The organism is Brevibacillus humidisoli, assembly GCF_020923435.1.
GTDB classification, from domain to species: Bacteria; Bacillota; Bacilli; order Brevibacillales; family Brevibacillaceae; genus Brevibacillus_E; species Brevibacillus_E humidisoli.
Genome location: NZ_CP087263.1, coordinates 373,634 through 396,447, shown reverse-complemented (window position 1 = coordinate 396,447; position 22,814 = coordinate 373,634). Strand labels below are relative to the sequence as shown.

General features: G+C 45.4%; 21 protein-coding genes. All 21 read right to left on the bottom strand.

The features are described 5' to 3' along the window. Window positions 1-86: 86 nt before the first annotated feature. The 21 genes from LOK74_RS02055 to LOK74_RS01955 all read right to left on the bottom strand — a co-directional run bounded on the left by LOK74_RS02055 (window position 87) and on the right by LOK74_RS01955 (window position 22,810). Complete coding sequence (locus LOK74_RS02055) at window positions 87-851, bottom strand: helix-turn-helix domain-containing protein (RefSeq protein WP_230044974.1); 765 nt, start codon at window positions 849-851, stop codon at window positions 87-89. Window positions 852-1,362: 511 nt separating this feature from the next. After that, window positions 1,363-1,740: a hypothetical protein gene (locus LOK74_RS02050; RefSeq protein ID WP_230044973.1), complete on the bottom strand. Its 378-nt coding sequence runs from the start codon at window positions 1,738-1,740 to the stop codon at window positions 1,363-1,365. Between the two features lie 12 nt (window positions 1,741-1,752). Then, entirely contained in the window at window positions 1,753-2,808 is a 1,056-nt protein-coding gene (locus LOK74_RS02045; RefSeq protein WP_230044972.1) for a ParM/StbA family protein, read from the bottom strand. 237 nt (window positions 2,809-3,045) lie between these two features. After that, window positions 3,046-3,504 (bottom strand): JAB domain-containing protein, encoded by a 459-nt coding sequence (locus LOK74_RS02040; RefSeq protein WP_230044971.1) that lies wholly within the window; start codon window positions 3,502-3,504, stop codon window positions 3,046-3,048. 17 nt (window positions 3,505-3,521) lie between these two features. After that, window positions 3,522-4,058: a JAB domain-containing protein gene (locus tag LOK74_RS02035; protein WP_230044970.1), complete on the bottom strand. Its 537-nt coding sequence runs from the start codon at window positions 4,056-4,058 to the stop codon at window positions 3,522-3,524. Between the two features lie 87 nt (window positions 4,059-4,145). Next, a complete protein-coding gene (locus LOK74_RS02030; RefSeq protein WP_230044969.1) occupies window positions 4,146-5,762 on the bottom strand; it encodes a hypothetical protein in 1,617 nt (538 codons plus the stop codon). A gap of 20 nt (window positions 5,763-5,782) precedes the next feature. Beyond that, a complete protein-coding gene (locus LOK74_RS02025; RefSeq protein ID WP_230044968.1) occupies window positions 5,783-6,283 on the bottom strand; it encodes a restriction endonuclease in 501 nt (166 codons plus the stop codon). A gap of 295 nt (window positions 6,284-6,578) precedes the next feature. Then, window positions 6,579-7,109: a hypothetical protein gene (locus tag LOK74_RS02020; RefSeq protein ID WP_230044967.1), complete on the bottom strand. Its 531-nt coding sequence runs from the start codon at window positions 7,107-7,109 to the stop codon at window positions 6,579-6,581. A gap of 258 nt (window positions 7,110-7,367) precedes the next feature. Next, window positions 7,368-7,766 carry a prepilin peptidase gene (locus LOK74_RS02015; protein WP_230044966.1) on the bottom strand — a complete coding sequence of 133 codons (399 nt, stop codon included), beginning with the start codon at window positions 7,764-7,766 and terminating at the stop codon, window positions 7,368-7,370. A gap of 8 nt (window positions 7,767-7,774) precedes the next feature. After that, on the bottom strand, window positions 7,775-8,167 hold the full coding sequence (locus tag LOK74_RS02010) for a hypothetical protein (RefSeq protein WP_230044965.1): 393 nt from the start codon (window positions 8,165-8,167) through the stop codon (window positions 7,775-7,777). A 277-nt stretch (window positions 8,168-8,444) separates the two neighbouring features. Then, the gene (locus tag LOK74_RS02005) at window positions 8,445-8,657 is read right to left on the bottom strand and encodes a hypothetical protein (RefSeq protein WP_230044964.1); all 213 of its coding nucleotides are present in this window, start codon (window positions 8,655-8,657) and stop codon (window positions 8,445-8,447) included. 94 nt (window positions 8,658-8,751) lie between these two features. Beyond that, window positions 8,752-9,453, bottom strand: a complete 702-nt coding sequence (locus tag LOK74_RS02000) for a hypothetical protein (protein ID WP_230044963.1) — start codon at window positions 9,451-9,453, stop codon at window positions 8,752-8,754. A 195-nt stretch (window positions 9,454-9,648) separates the two neighbouring features. Continuing rightward, complete coding sequence (locus LOK74_RS01995; RefSeq protein WP_230044962.1) at window positions 9,649-10,509, bottom strand: type II secretion system F family protein; 861 nt, start codon at window positions 10,507-10,509, stop codon at window positions 9,649-9,651. A 17-nt stretch (window positions 10,510-10,526) separates the two neighbouring features. Next, window positions 10,527-11,894: an ATPase, T2SS/T4P/T4SS family gene (locus tag LOK74_RS01990; RefSeq protein ID WP_230044961.1), complete on the bottom strand. Its 1,368-nt coding sequence runs from the start codon at window positions 11,892-11,894 to the stop codon at window positions 10,527-10,529. Continuing rightward, window positions 11,891-13,111, bottom strand: a complete 1,221-nt coding sequence (locus LOK74_RS01985; RefSeq protein WP_230044960.1) for a CpaE/TadZ family protein — start codon at window positions 13,109-13,111, stop codon at window positions 11,891-11,893. Before LOK74_RS01985 ends, LOK74_RS01990 begins: the two co-directional genes overlap by 4 nt. Then, complete coding sequence (gene cpaB / locus LOK74_RS01980; RefSeq protein ID WP_230044959.1) at window positions 13,111-13,926, bottom strand: Flp pilus assembly protein CpaB; 816 nt, start codon at window positions 13,924-13,926, stop codon at window positions 13,111-13,113. The genes LOK74_RS01985 and cpaB overlap by 1 nt, the downstream gene beginning before the upstream one ends. A gap of 39 nt (window positions 13,927-13,965) precedes the next feature. After that, window positions 13,966-14,397 carry a hypothetical protein gene (locus LOK74_RS01975; RefSeq protein WP_230044958.1) on the bottom strand — a complete coding sequence of 144 codons (432 nt, stop codon included), beginning with the start codon at window positions 14,395-14,397 and terminating at the stop codon, window positions 13,966-13,968. Between the two features lie 24 nt (window positions 14,398-14,421). Then, on the bottom strand, window positions 14,422-16,221 hold the full coding sequence (locus LOK74_RS01970; RefSeq protein ID WP_230044957.1) for a hypothetical protein: 1,800 nt from the start codon (window positions 16,219-16,221) through the stop codon (window positions 14,422-14,424). A 468-nt stretch (window positions 16,222-16,689) separates the two neighbouring features. Continuing rightward, a complete protein-coding gene (locus tag LOK74_RS01965) occupies window positions 16,690-18,168 on the bottom strand; it encodes a hypothetical protein (protein ID WP_230044956.1) in 1,479 nt (492 codons plus the stop codon). Further along, on the bottom strand, window positions 18,168-19,121 hold the full coding sequence (locus tag LOK74_RS01960) for a copper amine oxidase N-terminal domain-containing protein (RefSeq protein WP_230044955.1): 954 nt from the start codon (window positions 19,119-19,121) through the stop codon (window positions 18,168-18,170). The genes LOK74_RS01965 and LOK74_RS01960 overlap by 1 nt, the downstream gene beginning before the upstream one ends. Window positions 19,122-19,390: 269 nt before the next feature. After that, window positions 19,391-22,810: a hypothetical protein gene (locus tag LOK74_RS01955; protein ID WP_230044954.1), complete on the bottom strand. Its 3,420-nt coding sequence runs from the start codon at window positions 22,808-22,810 to the stop codon at window positions 19,391-19,393. Window positions 22,811-22,814 lie beyond the last annotated feature (4 nt).

The window sequence follows — 22,814 nt, the reverse complement described above, 5'->3', positions numbered from 1 at the left end:
CCCTGGCGGACCCACCTTCTTGACCAGCTTTGTTTGACCTTCTGCAGCATACATAGTCTCCTCATCTCCCCTCTCCTTCAGTTTTTTTACGAAACGGATTTGGACGAACCTTTCCTCACCTCGTTCTGCAGAACAGACATGAAGAAGTTAGGGACATGGACAACCTTCGACTTAGAGATACAATCAAGGGTTTTGACCAAAGCTTCCCCCAAGGTGTTATATGTGAGAGCAAAGTCTACCCTATGTAGCAGTTGTAATATGTCTCTCACGTAATCAATGTGCAATCCTCGACTTTCCGCATAGTGGCTAAATTCTTCTACGATTCGCTTATTTTGTTGCAACTGGGTAGGGGAGAGCCCTGCTTTTATTTCTAAATCCTCATCAAATTCATTATTAGTTAAATAATTATTAGTTTTATTATTATTAGTAGGGTTGGATTTTCCGTTTACGGTATTTCCGTTTAGGGATTTTCCGTTTACGGTATTTCCGTTTACCGGACTGTCATCCCCTTCCAACCTTACCGTAAACGGAATTTCCGTCTGCGGTAACTCGAATACATGGTACTCCATGGATCCGAACTCCCCTTTATCCTTACGCCGTTGGTATCGCAACAGGTAGCCGTTCTGTTCGAGTTCTGTTAGACCGGTACGGACAGAATCGCGACCGTCTTTGGCATGTTTGACCAGGTCATCGATCATGATGGTCCAGTCATCCGGTTTACTCAGCAGATACACCAGCAACCCTTTAGCCTTCCAGCTCAACCGCTTGTCATTTATCGGGGTTTTGTCGATTTGTACAAAGTTGTTCTCTCGTTTCACGACTCGAACCAGAGTTTTTGATTTACTTTGCACGATTTGCACCTCCTCCTGTTTCCAGCCATTAACGTATGACACTTGTCCGACATTGTGTCGGACATTTGTATGACATGCTCAATCCCGCGCCATTCCTGGCTTCTCGGCGGGACAGGGAAAATCGGCTGACGCCTATTCTTCAATTTCCAGCCATTAACGTATGACACTTGTCCGACATTGTGTCGGACATTTGTATGACATGCTCAATCCCGCGCCATTCCTGGCTTCTCGGCAGGACAGGGAAAATCGGCTGACGCCTATTCTTCAATTTCCAGCCATTAACGTATGACACTTGTCCGACATTGTGTCGGACATTTGTATGACATGCTCAATCCCGCGCCATTCCTGGCTTCTCGGCAGGACAGGGAAAATCGGCTGACGCCTATTCTTCAATTTCCAGCCATTAACGTATGACACTTGTCCGACATTGTGTCGGACATTTGTATGACATGCTCAATCCCGCGCCATTCCTGGCTTCTCGGCAGGACAGTAAGTATCGGTTAGCAGATGATTAGAAATTCAAAATACCTTTGGCCAAATCACGAAAAAGAGGTTCTTGTTCTTCCGTGCCTTGCCCATTAGCGACAGGTTGTTGATTGGGACCTCGCAAACCGATTGAACTTGTAACTACTTGTTCTGTCTTGGCATCTACTTTTCTCTCCAGTTGTGCAACAACATCCTGCAGTTGCTGGATCATCTGCTGTAGTTCCGTTGCCCAAACAGGCCGTGTAACTAGTGGTCCCTGATCATACACAGGTTGATGATTTTCCCCAAAAAGATACTGATTCAAAGCATCCAAGATCGCCTCATTTTTATTCTCATGTTCATCTAACCAGGCTGCCAGTTGCTCATCCGAACTACGTAACCGCAACGACACACGATAGTTCATAAACCATCACACTCACATAATGGCCAACAAATAAAAGGAGATGGCATTTTCAAAGATCACCTCGTCCGGATCGTGATCCAACCATACGAACTCGCTGTACGTCCTCTCCTGCAGCTCTATCAAGTAGGGCTTATAGGCAATAGCACCACCTCCGAAGATAAAAAAGCGAGCAGTCGAGACTCCTTTGGGATGCTCCAGGATCTCCGTTATTGCCTGAGCAATTTGTCTGGAATAGGGTCGGAAATGTTCTTCGATGACATCTGAGATGTCAATCTCTCTGATACCAAGTTGCATCTTTCCGTTATCTTTCGTGACGATCTCATCGATCATATGCCTGGTGAAATTCACTCGGTATTCTTTATTGATTCTCTCTCGAATGCTCTCCAAAGCACTCGCGGTACCAATCTGCAAACCTTGACATAACTCCGGGATCGGTTCGAATTCTCGGTCTAAAACCGAGATGTCCGTTGAAAACGCCCCGATATCAATTGCCCCCATCGTCTGGAGATTCCATCTTCCCATGTTTTTTTGAATCTGCCGGAGAGTAACAGCCATTCCTTCCGGCTTGACCTCAATGTTGAGGTGCAGCTGCACTTTCCATCCCTCTCGCCCTGCTGTAGAGACGAATTCCACTTGAAATCTGCCGTTCAACCGTTGTCGGTATTCTTCCTTTAGATCTGCAATCAGATACTCATCCATCGGTAAACCCGCATATCCACTTACCTGAATCTCATCTTGTTCCGACTCGGCATGTGCTGCCAATGCTGTCAAAAACGGAACTAGAACCAAAGGATTCCTTGCTTTTTTGGTTTGCGGATCAATCTCATGCTCTCCGTTCCCGATGGCGAGCTTACCAACAAAAAAACGCTTCCCGTGAAGTTCAGGAACATGAGGGCAGCGCAGAATAACATCAAATGTGTTTTCCATTTTTTCATTATTGCTGATTCGTTTTCTTTCCGTCGGAATTGGAACTTCCCTCACCACATTAGGGATCTTCGCTCTTTTCCCTTCTAAAACCATTTTCAACGCGTTATTCCCTAAGTCAAATCCTCCTTGAACACGTCTCATTAACGGTATACTCCCTCCTCTTCAAATACTGCCTTTAGCTACTAAAAAGGTTGCTCTTTATTCTCTGTAAATTTCACCTCCACAAACTCTGATCTGCGGGTGGACCATTTCGTCTCCCCGTAATGGATACACAAGCAAGGCATATCCGTTACGCGAGGACGAAACAAGGGCGCTCTCCCTTCTTCCAAAAAGAGCACCCTATACTTTCTAAAGCCCACATCAAGCGTCTATTAGAAGCTACGTGGTGGGTAATTGACTCTCCTTACTACCATCATCCATCAGTGAAAAATATTGTTTGTCGGTAATAATGATAAAATCTTTTACAGCGATACCAAGAAAGTCGCCTGCTTTTGTCAATCTTATCGCCATCCATTCATCAGACGGACTTGGCATTAGATCAGACGTAGTAAACCGACCAATCTTAATCGCGTTAGCTTTGCGAAGTATGGAACCGGCAAAGACCTCCGAAGCACGAAGTGGTTGACTCTCTTTTACCGGGATGACTTCCATGCCCAGTAATCGGTTATCTTCATCCAAGCTCATAACCAGCAATATTTCCTGCTTTCCCCTATGGAAGATCTCCGCGAAAGTTCGGAATAGATAAACGGCCTCAACCGAATCCTTAATCCGCTTGTTCGATGATGAAAACTGGGTAATCTTCACGAACGTTGGCCGATAAAAGCTCATTCGATTCATATCTTCCTCTCCCTTCATTACCTTTCCATACCCTCTGTGTTTCTAAACCGGACTGTCTCTTTTACTACTCGATTTTCCCATACGAATCCACCCATCGCTTGCGTATTATTCATGTAGCCCTGTTCCTTAAACGAAATGAAACGGTCTTGACCGATAATGATGTGATCTAAGACAGCAATATCCAAGATTTCTCCAGCTTGTCGAAGGGTTTTTGTGACCTCAATGTCTTCTCTACTCGGTGAGGGATTCCCGCTCGGATGATTGTGACACAGTATGACAGACGCAGCCTTATGGAGCACTGCATCGGTATACACTTCACGAGGATTAACAAGACTAGCGTTCAACGATCCAATGTGGACAGTGGACAAACCCACCACCTCATTTTTTACATTCAAGTACATCGCTATAAAGTTCTCACGATCCGTGTGGCAGTAGTGCTCCAAGTATGTCTGAAATATAGATACTGCATCCTTGGGTGCATGAATGGGTCTCCATTCAAATGATACATCGCCAACCTTTTGCAATTTAACCTGGTAAACCGATATGGTGTTCATACCCTTCTTTCCTTTCTCATTAGTAACCATTTCGCACAGTCAGAACAACGAAAGAGACGCATTCATTTTGATGCGTCTCCTAATGTGTTACCGATCTAGCACCTGCTTATGTGTTAACCTCCTGTTGAATTGATGATCGTGTGCTAAAGATCCGGATTTATTTGTCTCCTCCGCTTGCTGTCTCCTCTTGGAGCTCAATGGATTCAATTGCACTACTTTTTGTACATGATGTACCGCAGCCGTTTTCACATAAACGTTGTAGACATTCTCATTTTTCCGGAAAGCTGCAAATCGGATATTAGATCGTTTGAGCTCTTCAATTTGTCCCTGCGTAACGAACGGTATTAAAAGATTTTTCCCGGGCTCTTTAACAAAATCCGCATATTTTACCGTTCCTGCTTCGGGATCGATTTGAAGGGATCGACCCAAAACTTTTTCAATGGTAGGGATCTGCTCACGTGCAAAGGCTACTTGGATCCCTTTGTACTCTCGATCTTCAATCAATCCTTTCTGCTCCAGCACAGCATACCCCTTGTCTTTTTCTTCTACCATCCGGAATTCGATCTTTGCTTCTCGTAACTTGGTAATATCGTCGGGATCCAACCGAAGCAATCTTTCTTTGATTGAATCAACTTTCTGTGTCTGTTGCGTCCGATCAGCTGCGTTGGACTGTACCCAAGACTTTGTTATTTTAACTGATTCCCGTTCAGTTTTAGCTCGATCACTTGTCTCTCGAAGGGTAGACCACTCTCGTTCTCTCTGCAATTGCTGTTTTTTGATCAGCTCCTTTTGCCAATCTGCTATCTCTTCTCCTAAGCGGTAAGCTACTCTTTCTGAAGGGACCTGCTTTTCATACAAGGATAGCCTTTTTTGAAGATATTCCGCTTGTTTAAGGTACACTCCTTCCGGATGCAAGATCGTTCTCCAGAACGAAAATTCTCTTAATTCCCCCTTTATGTTATGATTTGCTTGGATGTCATCGGCTTTTTGCAAACGTTGTTCTAACGCCCTTCCACTTAGACGCTCTATTGCGTGTTTGAATATCAACTTCAGACGATCCAATCCCTTTACAGAGGCTTTTTCTTGATAGAACCGAATTAAAGCGCGTTCTAGATCTGCCTGGCGAAAAATGTTTATTTCTTTTTTCATTTCGCGGATGTCACGCTTAATATCTCGCTCAGACTTTTCAGTGAAATGTTTACTAAGCGATTTCTTTAAGGCTTTTACTTGCCTGGGACGCGGTGCGGCCAATCTTAACCGATGTATTTCTCTCTCGCTATTGATCAGTTGGTTATGAAGTTGTTCAACTTGCTTGCGACGAAAAAGACTTGTGAGAAGCCCTTGCATACCTTTTGATGGAATTTGCTCACGTTGTTTTTGAAGCTTTTCATAACGAGTAAGCTCTTTCTGAAGTTTTTCGGAAAGAGATAGTTTCTCACGTATGATCCTAATCTTACCTGTCACGTTCTGACTTCGTTCATAGTCTTTTATTTCTTTCTGAAGTTGACGCAAATCCCTACGTAATCCTTTAATCTCGCTCGGCTGGGCAGCCATTGTTCTTAGCTGATCCACCCTGTTAAGCGTTTCCTTCCCTGCTTCTTGTAGTTCATGCATCATAGCTAGTGGCAAAAGGTAGTAGCTTTGAAGTTTTTGTTGGATTTCCGCTATCTGCAGTAACTTATCTGCATACTGTTCATGCTTCATTTATTTTTCCCCCTTTCTTTTCATGCTTTTCGTGATAGAGTGTAGCGGCATTTTGGAAAGCGAGAACAACCGTAAAATAACCCTGATGCGCTCTTACGTTGAACCATTTTGGCTCCACAACGCTCACAGATAATCTCTTTTGCAGGTATGTCTCGTAGAACATTTCTCGGAATCGGAACCAGATCCGGGTGTACCGAAAGGATCAGTTCTGTTAAACCCTTTCGATCTATTAGACGTACATCATTAGAGCTTGCCAATTGACGAGCTGATACTGTAAAATCATCGTTTGTAATAACCCAGGCTTCTGTTGCTTTGTAGTATCTCATGGATGCTGCGACTTCTTGGACTGCACCGATCCCTACAGATTTGCGATGACGTTTGACTTGAACAACGATTTTCTTCTCTCCCTTGATTAACAAGAGATCAGCACCGTAATCCTTGCTCTTTGGGGTAACACTGACTTGGTATCCTAGTGCTTTTAGCAACAGAGCTACGTACTGTTCAAATTGGTAACCATCCATTCGATCAATGTCCGACAATCCATATGAGCGGAGCCGTTCTATCATTTTCTGTTGATGGAACCGCCTAGATGCCATCAAGCTCAAAATGGAACAAAGCGAAAGAAAACCAATCAGCACGATGATCGGTTCAGTAACATAGGAAGCTCCGATGTTTAGATCCCCCCTTTATTTTCTCATCAACCAATACGCATCCCCTTTCTTTTAAATAGTTTCTGGGCAGGAAAAAATCGCTCCCCCCCACTATAGATACACACCTGCTGTATCTATTGCGCGAAGACCAGTTGTCTACGCTCGTTCAATACTTCGAGCTCATCTCAAACGGAAGATACAGGAACCCCTGTCCCATATTTCCTCCAATTTGCTTTGCCTCCTCCTCAATATCCTTTGACTCAATGTGTTCCAGAACGATTGGTTTCCCCTTACGCTTCACTTCGTTAAAGAAACGCGGAAATTGTTTAGCTGTCTTAATGTGGACCTTGTACCCGTCGACGCCATAACATTTCCATTTGTTCCAGTCAGCAGGACTGAGATCATCAACCCAGATCTCTAAACCTTTTTGGCGTATTGCTACCGCATATCGACCAAACGATTCCAGATTACTTAACCCCCACTCGACAATCTCAACTCCTCCTATCCATGACCACGATGTTTGCAGGAAATAGGGCACAGAAGATAATGTCAAATTGTTGGTTCGTGGAACGGAAGACTTCATTTGTAAAGTTTCTTTAATACACAATGCCTCACGTTCCCACAGTTCTCCCGGATCCTTCGTGCAGAAGAACTCCGAAAGCGATAGGGATACGGGTCGGCATAACCATTCCTCCATGATGGCTTGCCTACTCGCCAGATTGACGATAGGTTGAAATCTTTCGAACCGGTACTGTCATGCTTCTTTCCTTAGTGACCAGTAGGTCTCTTTTCGCCTGTCAACTTCAATGGCTCCACTGTTAACGTTTACCCGCAGCATAGCCCGGAAAGGTTTCTGTTGCTTTTCTAGAATAAAAGATACGAGCTCGTCCTCTACATGGATCTGCTGAAAATTCTTCTCCCGTTTTCTTCTCATAACAATCACCTCACTACTCGGTTACATATTTGTCATCATCAAGATGGCATAGCCAACAAAAATAGGTGGAGCAAGTGGGATACATCCATTCCGTTTTCGTAAGATCAAACTCCAGGCAAACGCAACCAACAGGGCAAGTAGAACCAGCAAATGACTTGTTGGAAAACCAACTACCATGGCTAAGAAGGTGAGGAGGTAGACATCCCCACCCCCGATCCCACCACCAGTTAGAAACAACAGTAGCAGTAAGGATGCAAACATGATGGCGCCACTTATTACTGCAGCCATTCCGTTCCCATGTAGAAACGCAACGATAAGGGCTACTATGATAGACGGTATGGTAAGGATGTGAGGGATGATGAGCTTTTTGTAATCGATCCATGCAGCTATAATCGTGACGACCAATGCATACCAGGCCATTGATTGACTCACCTCACCCAAAGTTGTGACGTAAAGGTTGATGAAGCGCCTATCGGCATTTCCACATGTAACCCGATGAAATTTAACGAGAAGAACTGATACGTTGAGCTAACGGCCACGACTCCTTGTCCCCCTTTTAGAATAGGTCCTTGCGTGATCGTTAGATCCCATTCAGCCGGATCTAAACCCGCCTTCTCAAATCGTTCTTGCAAATAGGATATGGTTTCACTGGTTCCTCCTCCGTGCTCTCCCATGAACTGAGAGGTGTCATTGATCACCACTTGTGCACTGTACCATGTTCCACCCCAAAGCATTAAATCTGGCAGCAACATGACAAAGGCGAAGACGAAGAAAAAAACCAGAAGGTATTGAATGGCTGTAAACCCCTTCTGATTTCTCAACGAACACCGTATTCTCTTCCATCTGTTCATTGGTATGTCACACTCCGGAAGGAGTTATTTTTCCCATGTTGTGCCACGTCGTTTGTATAATCATCAAAGTAGGTTTGTAACCATGGAAACAAGTACATGGCAATACCGAAAATCAACACAACGCCAATCACTAGCACCGCCTGATACTGCATCAACATAGATCCCGACTGATTACATAACGATTTCAAACTCCCCCTCCTTTCCATATCAATGGCCGGGCAAACTCGGCCCGGCCTGAACAACTGCCTTACCACTCTACTGACGTGTCAATCGTGCTTTTTTCTTCGATTGTCTCCAATCGATTCTGTGTGTACTCCTGGATGAAAGGATACACAATAGCGGTAATACCAAAAATCGCGATGACGGACACCACAAGAAGCAGCTTGTTTTCAATCAGTGGTCCACCTCTTTCACCTTTCAGCACAGACTTTACGGCAATCCAGTTGATTGCTTTTCCCATTCTTTCATCTCTCCTTTTTGAATTTGTTTGCTGTCCCAATAAAGAACCCCCCAAATGGTTGGGGGATCTCTCATCCTTCTGATCTCATGATCAATCATCCAAATGTCACCCCTTTCTGTAGCGCAGACATGAGGTACAGTATCAGCAGTGTCCCGATAAAAAGCACACCATTGATCATGATCACGAAATTCATTCCCTTCACTTTAGCTGGCCGCACTTCCTTTTCGCGCTCTAACAACTTCTTGTCCAGCTCCCGGAACGTTTGCTCCATTTGCACCAAGATTTTTTCCCCTTCTTCACCGGCTCCTATCGTCATGTACTGGGCCAACGAGGAACCAAACTCAATCAACTCCGGTACTTGTGTTCCCCAAACAAATTTATAAAGCGCATCAGTTGGATTGAGATAATCCAGATCCTCTCTCAGTGCTTTCGCATAAGGGAGAAGAGCAGGGTTTTTTGCATAATCACATGCCAACTTCAAAGCATCCACGACTGTTTTTTGCCCTTTGATGAGCAGTCGAACCGTAATGACAAAGTTTGGCGTTTCCTTCCGGATCTCTTCCTGAAGCTTTTTAAACTTCTTTATTAATTCACGCCGCGGCTCCTGAAAGAAATAAATACTCAGTCCGATTCCTAGCCCAATTAACATCCAGGACGGATGGATGAGATACACAACACAAAAGATGAACAATATACCAACCGAGTAAACAAACTGCTCAATCACGATTTGTTCCACTGTACGGGAGTCTTTGGCGTTTTGTAATTCCTCTTGAATCTTGCTCTGGAACGTTCGCATGTATCGGTTACTAAATTGCGGAAGAAACCGAAAGGCATGATGCCAGGTCTTCTGAGGTTTTACTTCCTGTAAAAACAAACCGGCTTTATATCTTTCCTTTGGTTGGAGCGAAAAGGAAACCAATAAAAAGAGGAGAAAGGCTGTCAGGCCCCCTCCTACTGCCAATATTAACATCATTTCCACCTTTCCTCTCCATCAAATTTCCTTTCGCATTATGAAAAAGCTAACAATGGGTACCACCAGTGCGATGGTCATATACAAGGCCAGAAAAAATTTGCCGAGTATGTTATCTGTGTATACGGAGAATAAGTCAGGCTTCAGAAACCGGAAGAAGAAAACCACCCCGATAAACGCATACATGAGGTATCGATTTTCCTTCACTGCGTTCATCATGGCATTTGCCAGATCCGCCATCGCAATCCTGCGGGTTTGAAAATATGCTCCGGCAACCAAAACCCCTTCGGCTGCATCTTCTCCAATCTCTTCACTGATTTCCGCCATGGTGACAAACAACTGCATTTCAGGCACTTTCAGATTGGCCATCATCCGTTGAAACACTTCTCCAATTGCTACACCGGTGTTATGGAGCTGATATGCCCTTTGAAATTCACTTTTTAGTGGCTCCTGCAATACTGGAATAACCGTTTCCAGTGCACGTTTCCAATTGCGCTGCATTCGGTAGGCGGACCCAAGGTTTTGCAGCGCGGGACCTAGTTGATCCTTCGCCTTCTCCCGTATCATTCTCTCTTTCTGATAGACGTATATCTTGAGCGCGAAAAAGTTTACGCCTACCATCAAAGCTAACAAAAGAGGATTAGAAAATAGCAGGGAGAGGGTAACCCCACTCCCTACAGCTGCGGACCACCACACGACATAGGTTCGAAAGGAAAGGGAGACCCCTTTTTTCTCTGCATCCTCCAGGAATTTCAGCCGTGGTGTGGTCTTCGGTTTTTGAACCTCTATCCACTTGATCCTTTCTCTTTTTTTGAATACGACATGCAGCAGAAAAAGATAAACCAAGGTTGCCATACACAAGGCCAAAATGATTTCACTCAATCTTCATCCCCCACTCCTCACACACTGAGATACCGTTCGTATCGTTCCCTGGGGATCTCGGCATGACGAAATTTTTGGATGAGCCGCTCAGAGATCGGATGGAGACGAAGAAACGTCTTGAGATCCCAGTCGTACTCAAAGATCTTCCGAATGACAAGTTTGCCTTTCTCATCTGTCCCCACAACCTCAGCAATTTCAAAGATTCGTCTTTTGTTTTCTGTCTCAAAATGTTTCTGCATGATAATGATATTCATAGATTTGGATAAGAGAGCGTAGGCGTCCGTTTTCGTCATCTGAAAGCCCAGTAGCATGGCCATTCGTTCCGCTAAATCTTCCGCCGAGTCCCCGTGCATCGTGAACCAGACAGGATGCCCCGTGAACGACGCTTCAATCGCACTGAGCAGGTCATTAGACTTTCGGATCTCTCCAATAATGATCCGATAAGGCGTTTGTCGGAGACTGGCGACAATCAGTTTTTGGATCGTGATATCCGTTTTGTCATCTCCAAAAATCCGGCATTCCTCTGATACAAAGTGATATCTTTCTGCATACGGATACAGTTTGTGTAACCGCATCTCTGCAGTATCCTCAATTACGATAGTGCGTTGCCCTTTCTTGATGAATTTGGCCATCAGCTTAAAGGTGGTGGTTTTTCCGGACCCGGTTGGACCACCCATACAAATGGTACAGCCCCCCTCTACGATTAAGCGGATAAAGTCAAACATTTCCTCACTTGCTGTTCCCTTGTCCAGAAACTCTTCCGGCGTAAGAACGATAGGAGGAAACTTACGGATGGTTAATATCGGTCCCTTCATTTGGGATGTCGGCTGCCAAACGATGCTAACCCGGCAATCGCCAACCCTGGCATCCACAATTGGATCTTTTTCCGACACCTGCTTACCACATGAGTTGAGGATCTTCGTCTGGATCATCGTCTCATAGTGCTTCACATGATCGAACTTGATCAGATGGTCAGCCGGTTTGTTTTGTCCGTCTTGCTTCACCCATGGTTCATCGAACCCGTTGATCATGATTTCCGTAATGGAGTGATCTTCCAGCACCCCATCAAGTGGACCGAGTGAAAACAGGTCCTTCCATATCCGTTCTACCAGCTCGTCTATCATCATCCCTTTGACAATAATCCGTTGAACCTGAATGTACGTCCGAACGACCCGCTCGATTTCTGCTTTTCGCTTTTTATTAAACACGCCTTCCTTTAAAAGCGTGGGGTGTGATTCGATCAGAAAGGAACGAATTTCGTTTTTCACATGTTCATATTTGGTACCGTCCGCACTCAATTCTTGACCGGTTGTCGTTTCGGGAACTACCCGCTGACTCTGGATTTGTTGCAGATCCACCCGATTCCGTGCAATGAACTGCTTCATTGTACTCCTCCTGGAACGGCATATGTACCGACAACTGCCGATTTACCCTGCCTTTCATTCTTTGAAAACCACCGAGTCAAAATCGAGTCCTTACCTTTTTCAGCCGGTTTCAACCCTAGTAAAGGAACGGCCACTTTCTCAATCCCTTTGCGAAAGGAGGATCCCCCCAGTGAGTTAAGGTTGTTCAGCTCCTTCACCATATTTGGATCGTAATCGATAGACAGCGGCAGTGAATGCCGCAAAAACTCCTCAAGGGATGGCAACGTTACCTCATCTGGCACCTTGTTGACCAGGATCTCCGTATTCTCCATTTGCACGCCGCTATTATGGAGAAGAGGCATCCGCTGCTGATACAACCGCAACGCGCATGGACTTGTGTCAATAACGAAGATCCGCTGATCGCAAGCACGAAGAGCTGCCAAATTGACCATGTCATCTGGATCACTTCCCATGGATACGATGATGTTTTGAAAATACGGCTTTGCCCCTTCAAGGATCGTTTTGATCAAGTGTGTTGCCTCTTCCATGTCAGTACCCACCCCCGGAAAATACTCCATCCCCAGATCGGGAGATGGAGATAGAACGTAAAGCTCGTCCGGTAGGGCTTCTATATGTGCAGCTTGCTGCTTTGTCAGGTTCACCTGGTTTGACTTATGCAAAAAGTACGATTCCATCACTGGAGTTTCTTTGTTCAGTAGTGTTTGCAGCAGGTTTTCCAGTGTGTTCTGTGCATGCTTATAGCCGATGATGTAGGGCGACTTGGGGAACCGATAATCCAAGTCAATGTACAAGGTCTTGACTCCCCGCATGGCCGAGTAGAAGGCCAGTCCGCGAGCAACACTTCCAGCTCCCACACCAGGTATGATCCCGTAAAATGCGATTGTGCGTTTGACCTCTAACGTTACCGCTCTGGTTTTTTGGGTGGATCCTTGCGCTTGTTGAATCCAATTTTCAATTTCCATCCACGTCACTTTCTCTCCGGACAGGATCATAACCGATGGAGATAAATGAACAGGGGGCTCATAGGCTACATAAAGTACCTGAACCCCCGTACTGACGAGTGTATTAGCAATCTCCCCTGTCGGATCCGACAGTTCATGGTCCGATAAGATCACCGGATCCCTGACATTCCCCAATTCATATTTTTCCTCACACGCAAACCCATGCTTCCGTGCCAGTGAAGTGATTTGCTCGATTCTACTAGCATTAATAATCATTATTCCACCCCTTTTGCCGTTTGACCCATTTGGGCTTTCATCCACTCTTGAATCCGTTCAACGGACCAGATGGCATCTTTCGTGACCGCACTTCCGCCTTCAACGGTCTCTTCGTATCCAATGCCTGTGATATTGATTTGTCCCAACTGCTCCGCTACCTGAATGTAAGCTGCTTCATCGTTCGTCACGGCCAGCAGCAGCGTTTGTGGCACCGTGTTGGCCCCAATCGTAATGGGTCTATTCTCTTCTTTGACCACCACATCCGTTGTCGATCTGGACTTTTGTGAACTCGTTGCGTACGTCCCGATCACCTTAGCCTTTTCAAGGAACGGTCCCACAATCGGTTCATCATCCTGGCTTTCGGCCACAAGCCAAAGATCAATGTATGCGCCAGGAAGAATTTGAGCGGCTAGGGAAGAACGAAGGTTGACAGAGATGGAGATCATACGCTTTCCCTTATCAATTAACATGGCTGCTCCATCCTTCATCTCCTCTGCCGGTAAGACTTTTTCCTGGAATAGGAAGCTGTTCTTTGGCAATCCGTAGTTGGTAACCGTGTACTTACCAATCACTTCCTTCGGTGAACGGAACACGTTCGGCGGGACTGCCCGCGCCGGTAGTTCCTTCAAAACAATTTTCCCTTCATCAAACATCGTAGGGGTGATCATCGTACGTGGAGGTATCTCTTCTCGCACTACTAAGACGTGAACCGTCTCCCCTTGGACTTTCGCGTATGCCTCGAAGCCAAAATAGGTCGCGCCGCCAACAGCCAAGGCTAGCAAAAAGCTAATGATGATTCTACCTGCTTTTCTCATGTGAAAAAGGCGCTTGTTTTTGCGCCTTCCCCCCTTTCCTTAGTTATTTTCTGTTGTGTATTTCGATTCGATTATCTCTGTAACACGAACGGGGATAAGAGCACGCTCCCCCTGATCGTAATCGCTTAGCTCCAAGAACGAACTTGGATAGGAACCCTCCACAATCAAGGACAACACCGCTGGCGTCGATCGGGCATGATACTCAACTTCCAGTTCAACGCCACGAAAGTTTGTGCTGGTCTCGATGACGTTTTCAATCGTTTCGTCAATTCCCTCTGTTAAAAGGTATGGAGGCTGCCCCACTCGAAGTGCTGCCCAATCCATATGCCTAATCACTGCATTCTTCGCTGCCGACACAGCTGAGCTGCGCAAATCCTCCTTTGAAAAGGAAATGACGGCGATATCTACAAAGTAAGCTACAAAAACCGTTAAGAAGAGAAAAAAGGCGATAAACTTGGCGATCCCAGGCAATACTTCCTCCCTCCTAAGCCATCATCAATACCAGCTCGATTCAGTTATATTCAGTGAATACGTGTCCAAGAATGGATTCTCTTTCCCGTAACTGTTCCAGAAGGGAGCGATTTCGTCAAAAACATGCCTCTTACCCTTCCAATCCCATCCTGGTTCCGTATCAAATGGATAAGGATTGTTCGGATCCACACGCCTAAAAATGTAGTCATCATGTGGACTCCCCTCGATCTCATACATTCCTGGTGTGCAAACCGTCAGACGAGGTGACGTTGACCGTTGGATACTTGTAATGCCATTAATGTCGGTGTAGGTAATCTCACGCACGCCTGCTCTTCTTCCTGTCACGCTGAAAGGGTACATACCATCCTTTTGATAAAAACTTGTGTAGTACTGGTTGCCGCCGTCAACATGCTCACTTTCATTGAGTTGGAGCTGTTGCAAGGTCGGGATATATTCGATCATTTCGAGATCTCCCTGGCCACGCTGAATTTTGGCCCTTGGCATTGACCAGGTCTCGAATGCCTGGGGCGTTGGTAGAGTAGGAACAAGCCCCACAGTCGGCAGATCCTGATCCTCGTCAAATCCAGCTTCAACTTCTTGAAAACCATGTTCGTCCCCGTTATTCGGGTTATCATTGTGATAACGAACAACATATTGATATTCAAATCCCATTCCAGCTTTGACGGGTGTTGGTGTCGGTCCAATGGGTGTCACCGTTATGGACTCATGGTACTTCCCAACACAGATTGAACACCCCGTCGGACCGCAATTGCAATAGTATTCATAGTAACCGGAAACAGCCGATGTCCTGTTTGCAATTCGCGGGCAAGTCTTTCCTTCAAACTCCGGAAGAATGACTTGAGTCGCTTTCACGACATTGTTGTTGTACGTCACTTCCTCCAGCTCTCGCGGTTCTGGATTAATCTCTGCTTCCAGCTGCTGTGTGACCGGCTTTCCTTCTCCCGTTTGTGGAGCCTCCCATGTAAAGGAAACATACTTTCCCTGATCGGGTAAGATATGAACCGGTTCCCGTCCGATTTCTTCTCCATTCAGACGGAGCACAACATCCACCTCTCTGTCCATCGTACCCATCACATTGGCGACCTTCACAACGGTCGTTACTTCTTCTTCCTCGTATGCTGGTGGTGATTCGATACTGATCGCCGCCAGATCCAGGTTATTGCCTAAGTAAAGATGTGATGGTGTAACATTATTTTCTTGGTAGGGCTTTGCTTCCACCACCTCCATCGGCTTATTGATGGAGGCGACAAACATCACTTCTTCCCCCGGAAAGCGAGGCAACTGGATCCTGACGGTCTCTTTTCCTCCCGCGATGACCGAGATTGGGACTCTTCCGTATGAGTACGAACCGTATCCATACCGGATATGCGTGTGAAGTTCCTCTCCTTCCGGTACATTTCTCTCTTCCACAATCGTTAAAAGAAGCTCCACTAAGCTGTCTGACGTGGTGGTTACGTCAATCCTGCTAATGCGTAAGTCCGGGGTGTTGTACTCAATTGGTACCCGTATCTCGTTGTCATCCTCGTTCAATTCAGCTGTGTTTTGGTTTGGATCAATGGCAAACGCTAGCGTGCGTAATTCTTCTGATTGGATGGGGATCTCAAATGTGACCGTTTGTCTTCCCCCATCGACATACATACCGGGGAAATCAATAACTTGCACATCATACCATACATCCTCATCTTCCCATCGCCAACCGACTTCGGAAGAATGCTCCTCCGGCAACCTGTTTTGAAAGGTTACCTGTACGGAAGCCTTCCGACTTCCTGGTTCAAGTAGGATCGGATTCGGATTTACCTCCACTACACGGAAATCCTGCTTGACCCCTACAATGATCCGAACCGTGTAAGGAGTTGACGTTTGTCCATCTTCATCTGTTGCGGTTACGGTAGCCTCATAGACTCCCTCATCCAAAGTAAAGGTACCGGAGTTCGGAGTGTTGGATAACCACTGTGTATACACCTCCGTTACTTGATTCGTGTCCAGATTTGTGATGGAGAACTCTACATTCGCCTTTTCATCTTCTGAATAACTTTGGCCAAGAATGGTGTACGAAATCTCACCTGCCGGAACATATACCGTATTCGTTGTATACCCGTCTATCGACACGAACAGGATGACAGGAGGTTGTGAGGCGTTGACTGTTAACGATCCTGCACTCATAAACACCGCCGAAAGTAGGATGACAATCGCAAGCAGCGGCGAGGTCTTCCCTCTCAACAATGATTCCTCCTTTCTTCATGAAATGAAAAAGTAGACGTCTGCTAAGGTCTACTCATTAAACTGAAGCAATTCTTGCATTGGTGCTTGCAGAACTTCCGGATATGCTCTTGTCGCAGGAGAACCATCTAACGTCAGGTCTGGATGATCCCAGTCACCTGCCAACTCCGTTGGTGCAGGAAGTGCCAGGTGATACCGACCTGAAAAATCTTTTACAGGCAAGGTAACATCGACCGATTGCCCCTTATCAACGGAAATGGTTTTTACCCGCTGATCCGTGTTCCCGTCAACCAGATAGAAAACCAGCGGTCTGCTTTCTGTTGATTCGTTTTTCAAAACCAATCCATCTTTCGTTTTTAGGAGTTTAAACTCCCACTTTGCAAGGGTATAAAAGTATTCATCCCCAAACTTTGTTGCTTTTCCGGGACTATAGTTCTCAGGATTCATGGTCATCCACTCCGCAGCTACGCATCGATCTGGGCTATATTCTATCGACCATTTCACGATGCCCCCAATTCCTTCAAGACCTTCAACAAACGAAATACCTACAACGGGAAAAGCCCGATAGGGGTAAATCAGGACAGTGTTACACGTTCTTGTTTGGTTTAGTGTAATTGTTTGTTCGACCGAACGGCCAAATGGATCACTAACTTTCAATGTCAGCTTATCCTCCCCACCCGAAAGACCAACAATATCCGATAACGGGATGTTCGCTTCATAGGTAACAGAGTGGTTATTTACAGGGCTGTTTCGTCTGAAATACTCCTTTGACAGGTTTGGATCATCGTTCACCGTTATTCGCCCAATGATCTCCGTATCATAATAGGAGTAGGCAGTCGCTTTGATCTTGATACTGCGATCTGGATTCTGCTTGAATTCGTGAATCACCGGCCAGTTGGTTGATTGAGCTGTTGCATGGAACAACGGTGAGTTGATACCGTCTCCATTTTCATTCTCGACCATTTGTGGATCGCCTCCACCCGACAAATAAAAAACAGCCCCGATGTTGAGATAAGGCTGGTTGTTAACTTTATATGAGTACAGCTTGTTAGGAGAGTTTGGATCATTGGGATTTAACGAAACCCACATATTGGGACTGGACTCAGCTTGTGCGTATAGGCTGTTGATCCTACCCCAAACATATTCAGCACTACCGTTTGCTTTGGTCGCCAAGTCTTTGATCAGTTCTTCATCAAGAGGTATAACATGGTATCCGCTTCTTCGGCTAAATTTATCGTCTGGTTCGTTAACATTTGGCTGAATGTCATATTGTACAGTTTGGAGATACTTGTTCCCTTCGGGCATGTATTCTCCTGTGTTGACATTATAGAACCGTAGATCGTGGCGGTGTTTGATTGAATACCTCTCGTCAACTCCTTCAAGACCCGATTTCTCTAAATTCCCTCGAAACAAAATGTTATCCTTTCCGAAACTACCTTCACCATAAGGATAGAGTGTGGCAGCATTAGCTACCACACTCAGCAAGAGGAGAAAAACCATTGATACTAACATTATTGTCTTTCTAGTCATTACCGCTCTGCACTCCATTCTGCTGTCATTGATGGTACTTGTACAAAAACACCATTTTTAACAGCGCCGGTATTATCTGCCAAGCTAAAAGAAATTTGCCCACCTACTCCTTCAAGTGGAATTGAGAAAGTTACTCCTGGTTTCAATTTGGTATATTGTATATCGTTATCAGGGTTCCCCCATTTTCCATTCCTATCAGTGTAGTCAACCACATACTTGTATCCATCAGGAATCTTCGGGATCTTCCCGGTAACAACTCCATCGCCAAGTTTCAGGCTGGCCAAGAATTCCTCCACTGCCGGTTGGGTTTCAGGGCTAGCTGGAAGCAACCAGTTTTCGTTGTCCGGATTTTTTATGATGACGTCACCGATTTTTTCTCCCTCATCTGGAGTTTGTGGAGTTTCCCCTCCATTGGCTGGAGGTTGAGTGGTACCCGGTTGACCGCTCCCCACATCGCCTGTTCCCGGCTGATTCCCCGTTCCAGCTCCATCATCCGTAGTGATGACTACAAGTCGCTGATCTGCAATCCAGTCTACATCTGCCCCAAAGGATTCTGAGACAAAACGGAGTGGAACAAACGTCCGATCATTCTTGATGACAGCTTTTGCGTCGAAAGTAACTACTTTCCCGTCAACCTCTGCCTTATTCTCCCCTACCTTGAGGGTGACAATAAAGCCCTTGCCACCAACCATCTTGTGGATGATTACTTTCCTTGTAGCCTCGTTCCAAAACACCTGATAGCCAAGTGCTTCGGAAACAAAACGGGCTGGCACCATCGTCCGGCTGTTCGATTCGTCGATGTATGGTTGTGCATCAGGGAAATTGACCAGGCTGCCATCGACTTTCACCTTTACCTGAGCAACTTGTGCAGCTACGGTCGGTGCAGATTGTATCCCTGCTGTTAATAATAGAGACATGCAGATCCCGAATATCAGCCCTCTTATTTTGTTCATGCCACATCATCTCCTTATACCGAATTAATCTGGACTTCGCTGAATCCAGGGTGGGGATGGCTGTTTTTGCGGCTGACCAGATCGAAAATCTCAGAGGCTCCATGTCAAGATGGAGCGCCCTACTGGACGAACGATCTTGACATGGAGGATTTCGATCTAAGCTATGCAGCGAACAGCCACGATATTTTCATCTGCAGAAGCCCAGATTCTCCATTTTTCCTGGATGTGCTTTCTATTGTAGTATTGATCGAGATTTCAAAAAAGTAGTTTTAGTGTTTTATTCCATTCTTTGAGATGACCTCAAGAATAAAGTCATCTTGCTGAAGGTAAACCTTCTCCACTTTTGGCGGAGTTCTATTTGGAGTTGTAATCTTGTATTCCCGGCTTTCAGTGAACTCACCGTCAGAGTAAGACACAACAAGAGTGTACTCCTCATTGTCCTCTAATTCTTCAATGCGAACAGGTGTAGTGGAGACATTTACACTCTTTCCGTTCGCCCCGTTCACTGTAGCCGTAACTGTCAGGTTGGTGGAACCAATCTTCATCTCGATATATGCCTTGCCACTGTTCGGTTCCCCATCCGTTACATAATCAAATGTGCCGGCAGCTGCTTGTACCTCCTCTTGAAACTTCTGTTCTCGCTCGTCAGGAGTCGGCTGAGAACTTGGTGGCGTAACAACTGCCTCACCTTGTGTCTTAAACGCCACCGATCCGATGGACATCCAAGTGCTGTCCGGTCGCATGACTTTTATCTGTGCTGTATAGGCTGTTCCAGCATCCAGGCCGTTCAATTCTACTTGATTGGTACCTGTTCCCTGCTCCGAATCGACTGTCACCTGATACACCGAACCTACTGGATTGCCGATTTGTGACAAGTCAATCGTTGCTGTTTCTTCCGTTACTACAACCGTCACATTTTCCTCCGTCACAAATGCTGGTGGAGTAATCAAAATAATTGTCTTTTCAACCCTAGTAGAAGCATCGCTTCCCTTTTGTGCTCCAAAGACAATCTCATATTTAGTGTTCCTCTCCAATTGCTCTTCCAGCCAATCTTCGAGTTCGGTGATAACAGCGACCAATGGAGAAGTAGCAATTACATTACCTGATTTTTTTACGGCAATGCTATATCGCAACTGATCGTTCGGATTTTTAATTCCTCCAATATCAATGTTTCCGTCATCACCCATGTCCACTGTGACATCCTTCACCGTATCGTAGGTAGGAGCAAGTGGATCTGCTGTTGTTTGAACCTCTTTTGTCACCCATGCCGTATACTCATTGTTTGCTGATTTCAGGCGTACCTCATAGGTATAAGAAGTGTTAGGTTTAAGACTCGTTTCGGAAATTTCGGTTCCATTCACAACCGGATTTCCGCCCTCTCTCCTTACCTCTACTACAATGTCTGATGGATTGTCTTTCAAATCTACGGCCAGTGTCACACTGCTGTCGTTGACGTTTGCTACCTGTACAGACGGTTCGACCGGCTTGGTCCATAACGTTACAGTATTATGTGGACTTTCCGAACCATTATCTGCCCAAAATTCGTATGTGTATTGACGAGCTGGCAATACGGTATCATCTTGGAAGATTAGATTTTCCAGCGTTTGTACGACCTCGCTGTCTTGTCGCTTGACCTTATAGGTGGAGGCCCCATTCACTTGATTGATCTCCAACGTTACACCGTAAGCCGTACTCTCTTGTGTTTTAAGAGTAGGCATATCTAGTGGATCAGGATCAGAAAATTGGATGCCAAATGTTGCAGATAGATCTTCGTTTGCTCCCGTAACCTTTGACTGGTCAACGATTACTTGAACAGCCGAAACACTATCAGCAGCTCTATGGTTAGTTGCCTTACCCGTGAAGGAGAGCTCCACCTGCGTATCACTGATACGCGCTACGTTGGCCGTTAATCCATTTGGTAGATTGTTTACATGTACACCATCGAGGATATCCGACGCAAATTTTCCATTGGTTACGGTAATGACCTGTTTTTCACTAACTGATCCATCGTTTTCTGTCGCTTCCTGTATCGTTGCTTGGTTCAATGAAATGGTGGCATACGGATCAATAAAGTCGATTCCGAATGCGGCCACCAAATCATTTGCCGCACCAGTAACCTTTTCCTTTGCGATGGTTACCTGCACGTTGGATATATCATTGACATCGCCATGTATTGTTGCACGACCGTCAAAAGTAATCTCCAATTGTGCATCGCTCGCTCTCACAACATTAGTTGTTAAACCGGCAGGTACATTATCAACTGTTACTCCACTTTCAACATCGGTCGTAAATGTACCATCAGAAAGTCTCACGACCAGCTTTTCCGAAACTGAGCCATCATTCGCTACATCTTCTTGAAGAGTAGATTTGTCAAGTGTAATTGTTGGGTCAGGTAAACTTAATGCTGGATCAACCAAGTTATACAACCTGGTTCTGTCTTCCCCATCCCTTCTCACTGTAAAAGGTACCTTTGTAGGATCATTTGACAGAAGATGAAGCTCAAAATATTCAGTTGGAATGACGAAAACTTGCTCTGGAAAAGCTCCCTCTCCTGTTTCGACTACTTGATATCCTTTAATATCACTATCAGTAGCTAAGTAGGCGTTACCAAATACGAAATACCCAGTATTTCCAATCGGGGAAATACCTGAGTCAGTCCAAATGGAATCCCCATAGGTACCTGTTGCTAAATCTACTGACCAAACATGATGACCTGAGCTCTGCACTTCGTCAACAATCAATGTTTGGTCCACCAAGTACATATCGTCATCAAAACCGTACTTCCGTTCCCAGGAAAGTAATCGTTGCGAAGTCGTCAAATCATATAATTCGACCTTTGATTTTATGTTCTCAGCTGTCGAAGATCGGTATCTATGATGAACCGCTAGGTGTTCTCGTTTGGAGTCGAAAGCTACACTTATATCTGGGCCAAGCGTTACATCATCGATACCGTAAACCGTAAGAGTTATCTTACCCTGAACAACACTGTAAACATATACACGTGATGGACTGTCATTCTCATGCAATAGGACAATTGCATGTCCAGCTTCTGTTACTCCTTCAAGCGTAAATTCCCAGTTGTATCTTTTCCCAACAAGATTTTCAACCTGAGCAAGGACATCTACCTCTTCTCCAGTTGGCAGGTAAACAACATGAGTTTGATTCTTTGCTACATATTCTCCAGCAGCATATTTTGGATCATTATATCTGACAGTCCCTGTATACTGGACACCACTTGGCGATACATACGTAACATCAGGTGGATATGGATAGTTACCGTCTGGTAGCAAAATTCCTGGTACGCTGGTATGCACAATAGAAGATTCTTCGCCAGCAGCGTTAACAGCGCTCACTCCGATATCATGTTGCCCAATCTTATGTAAATTGGTTACAACAGATGAGTCAATAGCATATGAATAGGTGGTTGAGCTACTTGACGGCACCGTTCCAACTTTCGTCCCATCAACATAGATGTTAAAGTGAGTAATGCCAACACCGGATTTTTCAAACGTGATCGTCACTTTGGAATGGTCTTCGTTTGAATAGTCACTTACGTACAAGTTAACTGGCGCTGCAGGTGCAGCTGCATACGCTTTCTGGACCTGAAATGATTGAGGGAACCCATAACAAGTTATCATAGAGAGGGTTAGTGCCGGAATCAGAATAAGTTTGCACATTTTTTTGCTCATCGTT

Excerpts from the sequence above, each read along its gene's own strand:
- LOK74_RS02050 (WP_230044973.1), bottom strand. The coding sequence starts at position 1,740 with ATGAACTATCGTGTGTCGTTGCGGTTACGTAGTTCGGATGAGCAACTG.
- LOK74_RS02045 (WP_230044972.1), bottom strand. The coding sequence starts at position 2,808 with ATGAGACGTGTTCAAGGAGGATTTGACTTAGGGAATAACGCGTTGAAA.
- LOK74_RS02040 (WP_230044971.1), bottom strand. The coding sequence starts at position 3,504 with ATGAATCGAATGAGCTTTTATCGGCCAACGTTCGTGAAGATTACCCAG.
- LOK74_RS02035 (WP_230044970.1), bottom strand. The coding sequence starts at position 4,058 with ATGAACACCATATCGGTTTACCAGGTTAAATTGCAAAAGGTTGGCGAT.
- LOK74_RS02030 (WP_230044969.1), bottom strand. The coding sequence starts at position 5,762 with ATGAAGCATGAACAGTATGCAGATAAGTTACTGCAGATAGCGGAAATC.
- LOK74_RS02025 (WP_230044968.1), bottom strand. The coding sequence starts at position 6,283 with ATGGATGGTTACCAATTTGAACAGTACGTAGCTCTGTTGCTAAAAGCA.
- LOK74_RS02020 (WP_230044967.1), bottom strand. The coding sequence starts at position 7,109 with ATGGAGGAATGGTTATGCCGACCCGTATCCCTATCGCTTTCGGAGTTC.
- LOK74_RS02015 (WP_230044966.1), bottom strand. The coding sequence starts at position 7,766 with ATGGCCTGGTATGCATTGGTCGTCACGATTATAGCTGCATGGATCGAT.
- LOK74_RS02005 (WP_230044964.1), bottom strand. The coding sequence starts at position 8,657 with ATGGGAAAAGCAATCAACTGGATTGCCGTAAAGTCTGTGCTGAAAGGT.
- LOK74_RS02000 (WP_230044963.1), bottom strand. The coding sequence starts at position 9,453 with ATGCGAACGTTCCAGAGCAAGATTCAAGAGGAATTACAAAACGCCAAA.
- LOK74_RS01990 (WP_230044961.1), bottom strand. The coding sequence starts at position 11,894 with ATGAAGCAGTTCATTGCACGGAATCGGGTGGATCTGCAACAAATCCAG.
- LOK74_RS01985 (WP_230044960.1), bottom strand. The coding sequence starts at position 13,111 with ATGATTATTAATGCTAGTAGAATCGAGCAAATCACTTCACTGGCACGG.
- cpaB (WP_230044959.1), bottom strand. The coding sequence starts at position 13,926 with ATGAGAAAAGCAGGTAGAATCATCATTAGCTTTTTGCTAGCCTTGGCT.
- LOK74_RS01965 (WP_230044956.1), bottom strand. The coding sequence starts at position 18,168 with ATGACTAGAAAGACAATAATGTTAGTATCAATGGTTTTTCTCCTCTTG.
- LOK74_RS01960 (WP_230044955.1), bottom strand. The coding sequence starts at position 19,121 with ATGAACAAAATAAGAGGGCTGATATTCGGGATCTGCATGTCTCTATTA.
- LOK74_RS01955 (WP_230044954.1), bottom strand. The coding sequence starts at position 22,810 with ATGAGCAAAAAAATGTGCAAACTTATTCTGATTCCGGCACTAACCCTC.